Annotated in this window: 9 protein-coding genes; 3 read left to right on the top strand and 6 right to left on the bottom strand. The window is 72.8% G+C overall.

Annotated features, from left to right (window positions below; all coding sequences use genetic code 11):
* Positions 1-81 precede the first annotated feature (81 nt).
* The gene (locus tag AAHG09_RS04565) at positions 82-366 is read left to right on the top strand and encodes a hypothetical protein (RefSeq protein WP_342105678.1); all 285 of its coding nucleotides are present in this window, start codon (positions 82-84) and stop codon (positions 364-366) included.
* A gap of 48 nt (positions 367-414) precedes the next feature.
* The gene (locus AAHG09_RS04560; RefSeq protein ID WP_342105677.1) at positions 415-1,713 is read left to right on the top strand and encodes a flavin monoamine oxidase family protein; all 1,299 of its coding nucleotides are present in this window, start codon (positions 415-417) and stop codon (positions 1,711-1,713) included.
* A gap of 194 nt (positions 1,714-1,907) precedes the next feature.
* Here AAHG09_RS04560 and AAHG09_RS04555 read toward each other — a convergent pair whose 3' ends face one another.
* Entirely contained in the window at positions 1,908-5,345 is a 3,438-nt protein-coding gene (locus AAHG09_RS04555; protein WP_342105676.1) for an SbcC/MukB-like Walker B domain-containing protein, read from the bottom strand.
* 175 nt (positions 5,346-5,520) lie between these two features.
* Here AAHG09_RS04555 and AAHG09_RS04550 point away from each other — a divergent pair, with 175 nt between their 5' ends.
* A complete protein-coding gene (locus tag AAHG09_RS04550; protein ID WP_342105675.1) occupies positions 5,521-7,197 on the top strand; it encodes a methyl-accepting chemotaxis protein in 1,677 nt (558 codons plus the stop codon).
* Positions 7,198-7,375: 178 nt separating this feature from the next.
* Here AAHG09_RS04550 and AAHG09_RS04545 read toward each other — a convergent pair whose 3' ends face one another.
* The 5 genes from AAHG09_RS04545 to AAHG09_RS04525 all read right to left on the bottom strand — a co-directional run bounded on the left by AAHG09_RS04545 (position 7,376) and on the right by AAHG09_RS04525 (position 12,065).
* A complete protein-coding gene (locus AAHG09_RS04545; RefSeq protein ID WP_244006529.1) occupies positions 7,376-8,002 on the bottom strand; it encodes a DUF4194 domain-containing protein in 627 nt (208 codons plus the stop codon).
* Positions 7,995-9,365, bottom strand: a complete 1,371-nt coding sequence (locus AAHG09_RS04540; protein ID WP_342105674.1) for a Wadjet anti-phage system protein JetA family protein — start codon at positions 9,363-9,365, stop codon at positions 7,995-7,997. The genes AAHG09_RS04545 and AAHG09_RS04540 overlap by 8 nt, the downstream gene beginning before the upstream one ends.
* A 35-nt stretch (positions 9,366-9,400) precedes the next feature.
* A complete protein-coding gene (locus tag AAHG09_RS04535) occupies positions 9,401-9,817 on the bottom strand; it encodes an FKBP-type peptidyl-prolyl cis-trans isomerase (protein WP_342105673.1) in 417 nt (138 codons plus the stop codon).
* A 258-nt stretch (positions 9,818-10,075) separates the two neighbouring features.
* Positions 10,076-11,296 carry a bifunctional phosphopantothenoylcysteine decarboxylase/phosphopantothenate--cysteine ligase CoaBC gene (gene coaBC / locus AAHG09_RS04530; protein WP_342105671.1) on the bottom strand — a complete coding sequence of 407 codons (1,221 nt, stop codon included), beginning with the start codon at positions 11,294-11,296 and terminating at the stop codon, positions 10,076-10,078.
* A gap of 46 nt (positions 11,297-11,342) precedes the next feature.
* Positions 11,343-12,065 (bottom strand): di-trans,poly-cis-decaprenylcistransferase, encoded by a 723-nt coding sequence (locus AAHG09_RS04525; RefSeq protein ID WP_342105670.1) that lies wholly within the window; start codon positions 12,063-12,065, stop codon positions 11,343-11,345.
* Between the last annotated feature and the right edge of the window lie 70 nt (positions 12,066-12,135).

Below are 12,135 nucleotides of genomic sequence, written 5' to 3'. Positions count from 1 at the left end.
GCCGTCCGGCGGCCTTCCTGCGGAGGGGCCGCCGGTCTATGACCGCCGCGACGCGACAGCGCCGCGGCGAGGAGGCGCCCAATGACCGACAACCTGCACGAGGGGCCTTTGTCCCCCGTCACGCAGCAGGCGCCTTCGAGAAAGCCGACTTGGCGGGAGGAACGCCGCCTGCGCCGCCGCCGCCGGAAGCGCGGTGAGGAGATCCTTGCCTGGTTTCTGGTGCCGGTGATCTGTGTCGGCATCTATCTGGGCGTCAGCGCGAGCTTCAGCTTCTTCGGCACCTCGCCGGGTCAGGTCTGGGACCAGTTGATGCAGGTCAAGACGATGATGGAGAAGCGCTCGAGCAATCCGGGCGCGCGGGGCTAGCGCGCAGGTCCCCGATCAGCGGCCCCGGGGCCCGACCGAGGAACCGCCATGCGACCGACCCGACGCACGATCCTCGCGGCCCCGCTGCTTGCCGCCCCGGCGCTCCGTGCGGGCGCGCGCGGCGGCACCGTGGCGGTGGTCGGCGCCGGATCCGCGGGTCTTGCGGCGGCGAAGCGTCTGCGGGAGGCGGGGCAGAGCGTCACCGTCCTGGAGGCGCGGGACCGGATCGGCGGCCGTGCGTTCACCGATATGGCCTTGGGTCCGGACTGCCGGTTCGATGCCGGCGCCGAATACATCCACTGGGCCGAGCAAAACCCCTGGGCGCCGATCGCCCGGGCGGCGGGGTCGCGGTTCGCCCGGGAGGACGGCTGGGCGCGCACGCTCACCGTCGACGGTCGCCCCGCCACCGATGCCGAGCGGGCGGCGAGACGGTCGGGTTTCTCCGGCCTCGACGCGCTGCTCCAGCCGAAGGGCGGTGACCCGTCGCTCGCCGAGGCGGCCCGCGCCGGCGGCCCCAATGCCGAGCAGGCCGTGGCGGGCTTGAGCCGCCTGTCGCTCGGCGAGGATCCCGAGCGGGTCTCGGCGGTCGATTACGATCGGCTCTGGTCCGGCACCGACCTCTGGGTCGACGGCTACGGCGACCTCGTGGCGCGCCACTTCGCCGACGTCCCGGTGAAGCTCGGCTGTCCTGTGCAGGCGATCGACTGGTCCGGGTCGGGGGTCCGGGTCGAGACGGCGCAGGGTGCGCTGAATGCGGCGGCCGTCATCGTCACGGTTCCGGTCGGGGTCCTGAAATCCGGCACCCTTCGTTTCGCGCCAGACCTGCCCGAGATCCACCGGGCGGCGCTCGATGGGCTGCATATGGGCGCCTACACGAAGATCGGCCTGCGCCTCGATCCGGCCAGGATCGATCCGGCGGCGTTCGGCGATGCGGTCTCGATCGCCGGCGGCAGTCCGACGCTGTATTTCGAGATGGGACCGTTCGGGCGCCCCCTGGCGGTGGCCAATCTCGGAGGCGACGGCGCCCGCGACCTGTGCCGCGCGGGGGAAGCGGCAGCTTTGGCGCTCGCCACCGAGCGCCTGGGTGCGATCCTGGGCGGCAAGGCCCGGGGCGCGGTACTGGCGGGGCGGCTGGCGGGCTGGTGGACCGATCCCTACGCCCAAGGCTCCTACGCCATCGTGGCGCCGGGCCACGCGGAGGCCCGCGAGCGGTTGCGCGCGGCGGTGGGCGGCCGGGTGTTCCTGGCCGGCGAGGCCCTGGCCGGCGGCGGCGCCATGACGGTCGGCGGGGCGACGCTCGACGGTGAGCGGGCCGCGCGGGACGTGCTGAAGGCGCTGGGTGCGTAGGGCGCAGCTCACTCTCCCACCCCCCTCTGGAGGCTCCAATGTTGACACATCTCCTTCGGGAACCGTTGTGACAGCCCCTCTCCCCGCTTGCGGGGAGAGGGGGCTTCGCGGCCATCGTCAGCCAACTGAACAAAGCTTGAATCCGGCGGCTTTGCGGGTGAGCGAGAGCTTCGAAGCCGCCCGCTCGCTCACCCTCACTCCGCCGCATCCGCCTGTCGAAACCCCTCGATGCCCACCTGATCGGGGTTGATCGCGTGCAGCGCCCGGCGGGCTGCCTCGAGGGGGTGCTCGGCCTCGATCCGGACCGAGGTCAGGTCCGGGCTCTTGTAGACGGTGACGATGGTGTCCATCACCTCGGTCAGCGTCGTGCGCTTGTCCTCGGGCGCCGCGATCAGCAGCTGCAGGCCCCAGGCCCGGTAGAGATCGACCAGCGCCTGGCTGTTGCGCACGTCGAGCTTCGAGAAGGCCTCGTCGAGGAGGCAGAGGCCGAGGCCCGGATTCTCGTCCCCCGGCCGGTCGCCGGGATAGTAGGCGCTCGCGAGCGAAGCCGCGATCGCCACGTAGAACGGCGCCTGCGCCTCGCCGCCCGAGCCCCGCAGGGCCCGCGCCGACATGGTTGTGCGGTTGCCCGCCCGGTCGCGCATGCCGATCTCGTAGACGAAGTAGTTGCGGTAATCGGCCAGCCGCGCCGCATCCTCCTCGCCCGCGATGAGGGCGGTGATCTCGGCGAGCGCCGCCGCCATCGGCCCCTCGGCCGCGCCGTCGAGCAGCGCCTGCGCGGCCTCGGGGGAGCGGGCGGTCTCGGTGGCGAGCGCGTGGACTGCGGCGTAGCGCCGGTCCACCGCCGCCTCGAACGCGTAGGTCTGGCCCGTGAAGCTGCGGGCCGAGAGCCGCTCGTTCAGCGCCTCAAGCCGGGCCTGAACCCGCTCGAACCGGTCGGCGAGGCGCGTCAGAAGATCCTCGGTCATGAGGCGGCGCATCTCGACCTCGGCCCGCTCGGCCTGCGCCCGGTAGCGCCGCAATTCGTGGCCCTCGACGGCCTCGTATTCCCGCCGGACCCAGGCGAAGCCGTCGATCGCGGGCGCGTCGCCCTGGTTCAGGGGATTTTCGACCCGCCACGCGGCGCAGGCCTCCGCCAGCTCCCGCTCGGCGATCCGCCCGTGCGACCGCGCGGCCTCCGCGGTCTCCCGGGCGAGGCCCCGCTCGGCGGTCGCCCGGGAGCCGGCGGCCTTGGCGTCGAGGCCCGCCAGCGCCCGCCGGGCCCCGGCGATCACCCCGACGTCGAACGCCTCGGAGCGGGCGACGCGGACACGGGCGGCATCGCCGCCCATGAGCTGGCGCAGGGCCGCGCGCCGGGCCGAGAGCGCCGCGCGGGCGGCCTCGCGCATGGTCACCAGCCGGGCGCGGAGCGCCGCCTCGTCGGCGAGCAGGCGGTCGAGCTTCGGCTCCAACTCCTCCGACAGCTCGCGCAGATAGGCGACCCGTTCCGTCGTCAGCGCGGCGATCTCGGCGGCGAGCCCGGCGGTGTCGCGCTTCTCGATCCCCTCCCGCTCGGTCTGGAGGGTGCGCCGCCGACCGTCGAGCCCGTCGAGCTCGGCGCGCAGCGTGTCGATGTCGTCGAGACCCCGGGCGATGCGGGCCCGGATCGCGGCCGCCGTGCGGGCGGCCTCGCGCAGCACCGCCGCCTCGCCGCGCAGGCGCCGCGCTTCCGCCACCGCGGCCTCGTGCAGCCGCCGGCTGTCGACGGTCGGGCCACGATGGCCGCGGGTCATCAGCAGATCGACGCTGCGGGTCACCGAATACGCCATGCCGGCGGTGGTCCGCCCGCTCGGCGCCACCGCCCGGGCGAGGCGGGCCAGTTCGGCGTCGTCCCTGGCGAGGTCGTAGCCGCCGAGCCGCACCCCCAGGAACGCCTCCGCGTGCGGGTCACTCGTCTCGATCACCGTGAGCGGCCCGTCGTCGTAGCGGCGGGCGCGCTGCTTGGCGGTGTCGGTGGTCTTGACCAGGATGCAGCGGTGGAAGCGGTCGCGACCCCCCTGGAGTACGCCGAGCGCCTCGTTGAGCCGGTCCGGTTCGACCACCAGCGCCTCCCGGGCGCGGCCGAGCAGGCCTTCGAGGGCCGGACCCCAAGTGGGATCGACGATCTCGGCGAGTTCGCAGATCGGCACGCCTGCGATGCCCCGGCGCTCCAATTCGCCGCGGAACGCCAGAGTGTCGGAGGACAGGCGCGCCGCCGGGCCGGCACCGGTGCGGGGCGCGGTGCGCTCGGCCTCGCTCTCCTGGGCGCGCGCCTTCAGGGCCGCGTCCTCGGCGGCCCGCTCCAGGGCCTCGTCGAACTCGGGCAGCCGCGCCAGCCCGTCGATCAGCTCGGCGAGCGGCCCCTCGGGACGTAAAATCTCTTCGGGCGGCGATTCCCGGCGCAGCCCGGCCCGGGCGCAGGATTCGGCGAGCCGCGCCGCCTGGGGGCAGCTCTGCCGCAGAATGGGAGCGACCGGCTGGAGCTTGCCCATCTGGCCCACGAGCCCGACCAGATCGGCGATCCGCCCGATCAGCTCCTTCCGGTCGCGCTCCAGCATGGAGAGACCGAGGGTCGAGGCGGCGAGCCGCCCCTCGGCGGCGCTGGCGACGGCGAGCGCCTTCTTCTCGGCGATCTCCCCGTCGATGTCGCGCACGAAGCCGCGGCTCGCCGCGACGCGCTCCCGGGCGATGCGCAGGGCGTCGGACCCTTCGCGCAGGCGCGTGCGCACCGCCACGAGGTCGAGGCTGCGGCGGCGCAATTCGGCGCAGGCCGCGTTCAGCTCGTGGGCGGCGGCGTCGAGGATCGATTCGCTCCAGGCCTCGTAGCGATCCTTCAGGCGGCGCAGGCGGGCGAGACGGCTTTCCAGCTCGGCGATCGTCTCCAACAGGCGGCGCCAGTTGGCGATCGATTGGCGGACGCGGTCGACGTCGAGGGGCTCCGGCTCCAGCACGAAGGCCCGCACGAAGGCGCTCGTGTCGAAGATCGGCTTGAACGCCACCGCGTTGGCGAAGCTGCGCAGGAAATGGCGCGGTTCCGGCGCCGGCGCGCCCTCGCGCAGGGTGGCCAGCACGTCGGCCGTGAAGCGCTCGCCGGACGTCCGGTACTCGGTGAAGCTCGAAGCCTTGGCGCGCAGGTCCCCGGCGATCTCGCTCCAGGGCGCCGTGTAGGTGCCGCCGGGGGCGGTGCGGGCGTAATCGGCGATCTCGAACCGGTGCCCGACCGCGATGAAGCGCGACAGCACGGTCTCCTTCGGCTCGACAGCCCGGGCCGCGAGCGCCAGCCCGACCGTGACGACGCGGCCCGACGCCGGGTTCTCGAAGACCAGGGCCAGCACGGTCTCGCAGGATTCCCGGGTCGGGCGGCCGCCCTCCGCCGGGTCGCTGATCCAGCCGAGGCAGTAATCGCGCACCGTGCGGGCGCTGCGCCCGGAGGCCGAGGCGTTCAGCGCGAGGCGGCTGGCATTGTTGCCGGCCAGCACCGTGCCGACCGCGTCGAAGATGGTCGACTTGCCGGCCCCGGTCGGCCCGACGAGCGCCGCCGCACCGCGCAGCCGGATCTGCTCGCGGCGGATCAAATACCAGTTCGAGATGGCGATATCGGTGAGGACGTACACGATGTCGGTGAGCCGGCCCGGATTCGGAAATCAACGGGCTCAGTTGGCCGGGTTCGCCGGCGTATGCAAGCCGGTGACAGAGGCCAAGACGACTCAAGTTCTGCGCGAGCCGTCAGTTTGCTCGCGAAGGCATCAGGGGTATCGTCCCCCCCAATTCCGGCGATCCGACAAGAACATGACCGCGAGCATAAAAACAAAACTCAGCATCCTGTTCCTGTTCTTGCTCGTTTTTGCTGCGATACAGGGCGGAACGACGATCACGCGGATGAAATCCGTCGATGATCAACTGTCGGAACTGCTCGACAGGGCGTTGCCATCCCTGGATGCGGCGGAAACCATCAGCGCGCTGACCGTGAAAGCGCGCCTGCTGCAGGTGCGCGTCGCCACGGCGGACACCGAGGCCGAGCGCGATGCCAGCCGCGCGGGGGTGGAGGCGTTGCTGAGGGAGCGGGCCGCCCTGGTCGAGGCCTACCGGGCCCGGATCGCCACGCCGGACGAGCAGGCCCTCTACGACAGGCTGGTCGCCACGCAGAAGGCCCAGCACTACGCCTGGGAGCGGCTACGCGCGATGAGCCTCAGCCAGCGCGAGGTGGCGATGGCCTATTATCGCGGGGCCATGAACACCCGTTACCAGGACGCCGCAACGGCCGCGCACGCGCTGGTGGAGCGGCATGTCAGGACCGTCGCGGAGGCCGGCCGATCCGCCCGGGAGAGCCAAGCCAGCGCCGTCTCGACGACCATCGTCATCCTGGCCGTCATGCTGGTGGTCGGCCTGGGAGCCACGCTGTACGCGCTGCTCGGGGTCTCGCGGCCGATCACCGTGATGACCGACGCCATGCGGCGACTCGCGGGCGGCGACACGGATTCGGCGGTGCCCTATGCCGGGCGGCGGGACGAGATCGGCGCCATGGCGGCGGCCGTGCAGGTGTTCCGGCAGAACCTGATCCAGACCCGGACCCTGGAGGCCGAGGCGGCCGGCGCCCGCGCGGAGGCCGAGAATCAGCGCCGCCAGGGCCTGCGCGACCTCGCGGCGCGGTTCGAGGCGGCCATCGGCGGCATCGTCCGCACGGTCGCGGCGGCAGCGACGCAGCTCCAGGCGACCGCGCAAGCACTTACCGCGACGGCGGCCCGGACGGCGGACCGCTCCGGCGATGCGCGCACGGCCGCCGAAGAGGCCGCCGCCAACGTCAACACCGTGGCTGCGGCGGCCGAGGAACTCGGATCCTCGGTGGACGAGATCGGGCGTCAGGTGGTGGCCTCGGCGGACCTGGCGCAGGTCGCGGTCCGCGAGGCGGGGGTGACCACCGATCTGGTGCAGGCGCTGAGCAGCGGTGCCCGGTCGGTTCGGGAGGTGGTGACGCTGATCGCCGCGATCGCCGGGCAGACCAACCTGCTGGCCCTGAACGCGACGATCGAGGCGGCCCGGGCCGGCGAGGCCGGCAAGGGGTTCGCGGTGGTGGCCGCCGAGGTGAAGCAGCTCGCCGAGCAGACCGCGACGGCCACCGGGGAGATCAGCCGCCAGATCGACCAGATCCAGGGTTCGACCGACCACGCCGTCCGCGCCATCGACGGCATCGCCGGGCGGATCCGCGAGATCGACGCCACGGCGACCACGATCGCCAGCGCGGTGGCGCAGCAGGGGGCGGCCACGCAGGAGATCGTCCGCAACGTGGCCCAGGCGGCGGCCGGAACCGGCGCCGTCACGGTCAACATCACGGAGGTGGCGGGTGCGGCCGACGAGACTGGTGCGGCGGCCGGGCAGGTGCTGCGCGCGGCCTCCGAGATGGCCGAGCAGGCGGCCCGGCTGGGGAGCGAGGTGGAGCATTTTCTCGCCACGGTGCGGGCGGCCTGAAGCCTCCTCCCGATCGGTGGCTTTCGAACAGTCATGGTTTCGAAAGGTCTGTGACCTTTTGCGGGTGCAGGGCAGCGCCCTGCTGTCGGGCTTCGCCCGATCTGTCAGGACGTTGCCCTGACGACCCACCAAAGGGCGACGCCCTTTGGAAACCCAACACGCTCTACCGGAATCGGTATCAGGCCTCCCCGGCCTCGGTCCAAGCCCGCAGGCGCTCCAGCCACGCATCCGAGGCCAAAACCGCCACGCCCGGCAGGAGCGCGAGCGGCGTCACCCGCTCCACGCGGTCGCGCTCGCCGAGCCGCAGGCCGCCGCGGCGCGCGTAGAGTCGCAGGATGTCGGCGAGCCGGCCCTCCTCGGGGGGCTCGTTGCGGGCGACCGTCCGGATCTTCTCGACGATCTCGTCGGTGGTGCACTCGACGATCCCGTCCGTGCCGACGCGATGGTCGCGCAGGCCCTCCTCGTAGAGGAGCCGCAACGCCAGCAGCACCAGGGTCTCGTCCTTGCGCAGGCGCTCCGACACGATGTCGTGGCGCGGCGCGTCGGCGGCCGGGCTCAGCGACACCATCTGGTCGCGGTGGGAGACCGTCAGCGCGTAGCCGAGACACGCGAAGTAGTCGGTGAAGAACGGCGCGTAGTGCCGGGCGAGCTCGTAGGAGCGGCCGATATTCGGCGTGTCGGCGTAGATCACCTGCCCCTTCAGCAACACCTGAAGGGCGCGGCTGAGTTCCTCGGCATCCGGCGCCCGGGCGCCGGGGGGCGCGGGCTCGTCGCCGTCGATGATGGCGCGGAACCCCTCAAGCACCGGGACGCCGCTCCAGCAGGAAATCCGGGCAGTCGAGCCAGCCGTTGGCGACGCGCTCGGGCAGGCGCGTGAGGGCGTAGCGCGCGCCGAGTTGCGCGTCGAACAGCACGTCGATCTCGCGCAGGCGCTGGAACACGATGAAGTCGTCCACCGTCGCGATGGCGATCTGGGATCCGCGCAGCCGCAAAGCCTTGCCGAGCCGGGCTTCCACGAAGGCGCTCATGCTCTCCGGCGTCACGGTGGTGCGGCGGCGGAACTCCGCCTTGGCGGCCGCGAAGGCGTCGACCACGGGATCGTCCTCGATGTCGGGCAGGGGCTCCATGTCGATGGCGAGCTTGCGGGCCCGCGGCATCTGGAGATGCGCGTGGCCGATCGGCGGGCGCAGGAGCGAGACGTCGGCCGGCACCTCGGGGGCGATCTCGGCGGCGCCGACCGCGCGCAGCATGGCGGCGGCGCGCTCGACGCCGCCGGGATCCGGCCGGTCCATGACGTGGAGCGCCGCGGCGATCCGGCGCTCCAGGCGGGCCACCACGGCATCGACCGCGTCGAGGTGGTTGTCGAGCCCCTCGAACACCGTCAGGATCTGGGCGAGATCGGCCCGCACCGCCCGCTGGGCGGCGTCGAGATCGGGGCTGCGGCCCTCGCGGATCAGGCCCTCGGCCAGCGCCCGGACCGTGAGGGCGTCGCGCAACGCCCGGCCGGCCTCGCGCACCACGCTGGCGCGGAAGCGGAACGGGTTGAACCGGGTGTGCAGCGTCCGGTAATCGCTGATCAGGTGGCGCTCGACGAAATCCTCGAAGAACAGCCGGAAGGTCTTGGCCCGGTCGGGCTCGCGCAGGATGCGCTCCTCGACCTTGCGCATCCCGGCCGCGAGGCCGCGCACGTGGGCCAGGAAGGCGGCCGACGCCCGGGCGGCGTTCGCCAGGGCCTCCGAGCGGCTGCCGGGATCCGACAGGGCGCTCTCCAGACCGCCCAGCACCTCCAGCACGGCGCCGCCGTAGGAGCGGGTCTCGCCCCGTTCGAGCCGGGACAGTTCTTCCAGGAGGAGCCGCGCCTCGGGGTCGAACTCGACCACCGGCACGTAGCGCTCGCGGCGCTCGATCAGCCAGCCGGTATCGAGGAGGCGGCGGTAGAGGGCGGTGCGGCGTTCCGTGGGATCGGCTGAGATCGGCTCGTCGCCGCTGACCTCCGGATCGCTCCAGCCCGCCGCGAAGTCGCCGATCTCGGCGAGCAGTTCGGCCTTGCGCACCGGCTCGGCGCCGAGGACGCGCCGGTGCAGATGCAGCAGCAGGGCCGCGTTGAAGCCGCGGCTCGGGGAGGCCAGCGGCTTGAACAGCTCATCGGGCAGCTGCGCGAACAGCATGTTTTGGGACTCTCGCGGTCCGCGCAGCCGTGACCTTACTTCGCGCCGAGGAGCTCGACGTCGAAGATCAGGGTGGCGTTCGGCGGGATCACGCCGCCGGCGCCCCGGGCGCCGTAGCCGAGCTGCGGCGGGATGATGAGCGTGCGCTTGCCGCCGGTCTTCATGGTGGCGACGCCCTCGTCCCAGCCCTTGATCACCTGGCCGGCGCCGAGGGGGAACGAGAACGGCTGGTTGCGATCGCGGGACGAGTCGAACTTCTTGCCCTTCTTGCCGCCCTCATCGAGCCAGCCGGTATACTGGACGGTGACCTGCTGGCCGGGCTTCGGCTCGGGCCCGGTCCCGACGACCTCGTCCTGGTACTTCAGCCCGGAGGGCAGCGTGACGGTCTCGGCAGTGGCGGCAGTGCTCATGGCGATCAACGCGGCTCCGGCGATGAGGGACAGGCGAGGCATGGTTTCTCCCTGGAGCCGGCGCCGTTCGCGCCGGCCGTCGCCGCGCCTTCTAGCGACTCGCAAGGGTTGAGGCCAGGGCGGGGGCTGGTGTGGCGGCGCCGCGCGTTTCCCTCCCCCCGCAGAGGGGGGAGGGAGGGTTGCGGAACCCTTCGCGCTCGTCCTCGAACGAAGTTATGGGAATCCGGTAGCAGCCCCTGCGAGGGAGGGAGGGCGCGTGGCAAATCTCGACTGCCGGTTCCATCATAGGAACGATCGCCTTCACCCCGCCACCATCCCCGCGAGATACGCCACCAGCCGCCGGGCGACCTCGTCCTTGCCGAGGCGCGGCCAGGTCTCCACCGCGCCGTCCCGCTGGATCAGGTGGACCGTGTTCTCGGACCCACCCATGACACCGCCTTCCGCCGAGACGTCGTTGGCTACGATCAGGTCGCAACCCTTTCGGGCGATCTTGGCCCGGGCGTGGTCCAGCACCGCGTCGGTCTCCGCCGCGAAGCCCACCACCAGGGGCGGGCGCCCGACCGTCTTGCGGGCGATCGTGGCGAGGATGTCGGGGTTCTCGGCGAGGGCGAGCGGCGCCGGGCCGGTGCCGTCCTTCTTGATCTTCTTGGTGCCGGCCTCGAGCTCGGGGCGCCAATCCGCCACCGCGGCGGCGAAGATCGCGATGTCGGCCGGCAGCGCCGCCTCGACGGCGGCCATCATGTCCCGGGCGGTCTCCACCCGGATGACCGTGACGCCCGGCGGGTCCGGGATCGCCACCGGCCCGGAGACCAGCGTCACGGCGGCGCCGGCCTGCGCGGCGGCCCGCGCGATCGCGTGGCCCTGGCGGCCGGAGGAGCGGTTGGCGATGTAGCGCACCGGATCGATCGGCTCGTGGGTCGGGCCGGAGGTCACCAGCACCCGCCGGCCGGCGAGGGGGCGGCCGGCGCCCCCGCCCAGCATCCGCTCCAGGGCGTCGGCGATCTCGTGCGGCTCGGCCATCCGGCCGGGGCCGGTCTCGGGCTCCGCCATCCGGCCGGCATTGGGGCCGACGACGTGGACGCCGTCGCCCTCCAGGGTCGCGCGGTTGCGGCGGGTCGCCGGATGCGCCCACATCTGCACGTTCATGGCCGGCGCGATCAGGATCGGCAGGGTCGTGGCCAGCAGGATCGTGGTGGCGAGATCCGCCGCGTGGCCGCCCGCCATCCGGGCCATCAGGTTGGCGGTGGCGGGCGCCACCACCACGGCGTCGGCATGCCGGGCGAGCTTGATATGGCCGATCTCGGCTTCGCTGGCCCGGTCGAACAGGTCGGTATGGGCGCGCTCGCCGGCCAGCGCCGCGGCGGCGAGCGGCGTGACGAATTCCTGCGCGCCCTTGGTCAGGACCGGGCAGACGCTGGCGCCCCGCTCGCGCAGGCGCCGGATCAGGTCGAGGGCCTTGTAGGCCGCGATGCCCCCGCCGATGACGAGGAGGACGCGGCGCTCGGCGAGGGTCTCGTTCATGAGAGAAACCCTCTGCGCGCCGCGGCGCGCGCGTCAAGCGGGGGGCTCAGGCGGCCGCGGGGACCGCCGTCTTCAAGCCACCGAACCGGCGCTCCCGGCGCTGGAACTCCGCCATGGCCTCGGCGAGGTCCTCGGGGCCGAAATCGGGCCACATCCGCTCAGTGAAGTGCAGCTCGGCGTAGGCCGCCTCCCACAGCAGGAAGTCCGATAGGCGCTGCTCGCCCCCGGTGCGGATCAGCAGGTCGACCTCGACGGGGGAGCCGTGCATCTCGCCCGCCACCAGGGCCCCGAAATCCTCGCGCGTCACCGCCTCCTCGCTCTGGAGGCGCCGCGCCGCCGCGATGATCGCGTCCCGGGCGGAATAGTCGACGCAGATCCGCAGGTGCAGGCGGGTCCCCGCTTCGGTGGCGGCCTCCGCCGCAGCGATCGCCTCCGGGATGCCCGCCGGGAGCCGGTCGCGGCGGCCGACGACGGACAGACGCGTGCCGGTGCGGGCGAGCCGCTGTGTCTCGTTGCGCAGGTAGGAGCGCAGGAGCCGCATCAGGCCGCCGACCTCCTCGGCCGGGCGCTGCCAGTTGTCGGCCGAGAAGGCATAGAGGGTCAGCGTGCCGATGCCGAGATCCGGGCAGGCCTCGGCGGTCCGCCGGATCGCCTCGACGCCGCGGTGATGCCCGGCGAGCCGGGGCAGGCCGCGCTGCGTCGCCCAGCGCCCGTTGCCGTCCATGATGATCGCGGCGTGCAGGGCCTTCGGCGCCGCCTCACTGTGCATCGTATGGTCTCCCGGCCAGAGCGTATCGGTGGAGTTAATCGGGGCGGCATGAACAGTCTTGGAACGATTC

Source organism: Methylobacterium guangdongense, assembly GCF_038442355.1.
GTDB lineage: Bacteria > Pseudomonadota > Alphaproteobacteria > Rhizobiales > Beijerinckiaceae > Methylobacterium > Methylobacterium guangdongense.
Note: the sequence above shows the minus strand (reverse complement) of the source record. Positions and strands in the feature narration are given on the sequence as shown.

Coding starts and splice junctions, on each gene's coding strand:
- AAHG09_RS04565 (WP_342105678.1), top strand. CDS start 82: ATGACCGACAACCTGCACGAGGGGCCTTTGTCCCCCGTCACGCAGCAG.
- AAHG09_RS04560 (WP_342105677.1), top strand. CDS start 415: ATGCGACCGACCCGACGCACGATCCTCGCGGCCCCGCTGCTTGCCGCC.
- AAHG09_RS04550 (WP_342105675.1), top strand. CDS start 5,521: ATGACCGCGAGCATAAAAACAAAACTCAGCATCCTGTTCCTGTTCTTG.
- AAHG09_RS04540 (WP_342105674.1), bottom strand. CDS start 9,365: ATGCTGTTCGCGCAGCTGCCCGATGAGCTGTTCAAGCCGCTGGCCTCC.
- AAHG09_RS04535 (WP_342105673.1), bottom strand. CDS start 9,817: ATGCCTCGCCTGTCCCTCATCGCCGGAGCCGCGTTGATCGCCATGAGC.
- coaBC (WP_342105671.1), bottom strand. CDS start 11,296: ATGAACGAGACCCTCGCCGAGCGCCGCGTCCTCCTCGTCATCGGCGGG.
- AAHG09_RS04525 (WP_342105670.1), bottom strand. CDS start 12,065: ATGCACAGTGAGGCGGCGCCGAAGGCCCTGCACGCCGCGATCATCATG.